Source organism: Erwinia sp. MYb416 (assembly GCF_037479575.1).
GTDB lineage: Bacteria > Pseudomonadota > Gammaproteobacteria > Enterobacterales > Enterobacteriaceae > Erwinia > Erwinia rhapontici.
Genome location: NZ_JBBGYT010000341.1, coordinates 1 through 708 on the forward strand (window position 1 = coordinate 1; position 708 = coordinate 708).

At 53.7% G+C, this 708-nt stretch carries 1 pseudogene; it reads left to right on the plus strand.

From position 1 onward, the window contains the following. Positions 1-551: 551 nt before the first annotated feature. Positions 552-708 (plus strand): annotated as a pseudogene (locus WH277_RS04050) (malonate decarboxylase subunit alpha); the annotation flags it as partial.

The following is a 708-nucleotide window of genomic DNA, read 5'->3' on the forward strand; positions in this document are numbered from 1 at the left end:
AGACGGCACTTCAGGTCGATGGACAGTACAATCCAGCGGTTTAGGGATTGTTGTTTTTGAGAATGGGAAATCATCCGTCTTCTTCCATAAAGACAACCAATGGACCGATCCTTATGCCTGCACCTACGGCTTACGAAACGATCCTATATGCTAATTAACCCCCTTTTCTAATACGGGCACCGTTTGTGCGGGGATGGGGCCGGGTGAGGTAAGCCGGACGGCACGCGCCAGGACGCTGCGTGACGAGGCCCGCATGGGTGCGTCTTTTGCCGATCCGGCGTGCTCACCCCGGCCTCAGCCCTGTCACCGCACTACAAGCACACGGGCTTCTGCCATTATCTGCCCGCCTTTGTGCATTTAGCGCGATAGCATTGTGACCACGATCCCGATTTAAAATCATTACACATCTGATTTAATTACTATTTTAAAAACCGTTACGCCTGGCGTAATGGTTATAGCACTGGGCGTAATTGTTTGACTGCGCCCCGGCGTGCAGACTCGGTAACCAGACTGAAGCATCCCTGCAGGATGCGCTCACAGGAGGTTACATCATGCTTACCCAACCATCCCCCCGTATCTGGGATACGCGCCGCCGCGAAAAACAGCGCCGTATTGCCAGCCTCGGGCTCACCCATAAAGTTCTCCCTACCGATGATTTGATCGCCATGCTGGAAAAACTGATTGTCCCTGGCGACCGCGTCGTTATGG